Source organism: Vibrio sp. 1727, from assembly GCF_033344415.1.
Classification (GTDB): Bacteria; Pseudomonadota; Gammaproteobacteria; order Enterobacterales; family Vibrionaceae; genus Vibrio; species Vibrio alginolyticus.
The window spans coordinates 1-721 of sequence record NZ_JAWPOT010000243.1 but is presented as its reverse complement, the minus strand read 5'-3'; the positions used below and the strand labels follow the sequence as shown (position 1 = coordinate 721).

Below are 721 nucleotides of genomic sequence, written 5' to 3'. Positions count from 1 at the left end.
ATGCAAAAACACTAGAGAACCTTGCAGCACAAGGTTTTATTCGAGCGCGTATTGACGGCGAAACTTGCGATCTTTCAGATCCACCAACACTTGAGCTACACAAAAAACACACCATTGAAGTCGTGGTCGACCGATTCAAAGTTCGCCCAGATCTGCAACAACGTTTAGCAGAGTCATTTGAGACGACGCTAGAGCTTTCTGGTGGTATTGCGGTGATTGCTCCGATGGATGGCGATGGGGAAGAAATCATCTTTTCAGCGAACTTCGCTTGTCCGCAATGTGGCTACAGCATGCAAGAGCTGGAACCGAGATTGTTCTCATTTAACAACCCAGCAGGCGCGTGTGGAACTTGTGATGGCTTGGGTGTACAACAGTATTTTGATCCAAGCCGAGTGATTCAAGATGACTCACTCAGTTTGGCACAAGGTGCCATTCGTGGTTGGGATCAAAAGAATTACTATTACTTCCAAATGCTGACTTCATTGGCGGATCATTATGGATTTGATTTGCATGCTCCGTTCAACTCTCTGCCAAAGAAAACGCAAGACGTTATTCTCAAAGGCTCAGGTCGCACCGAGATCGAGTTTAAGTACATCAATGATCGCGGCGACATTCGTGTAAAGCGCCACCCATTCGAAGGGATTTTAAATACGCTTGAACGTCGTTACCGCGATACCGAGTCCAACTCGGTTCGAGAAGAGTTAGCTAAATACATCTCGAC

At 46.5% G+C, this 721-nt stretch carries 1 pseudogene; it reads left to right on the top strand.

Features of this window, described 5'->3' with window-relative positions:
- Positions 1 to 721: pseudogene (locus R8O10_RS25030) on the top strand (excinuclease ABC subunit UvrA); the annotation flags it as partial.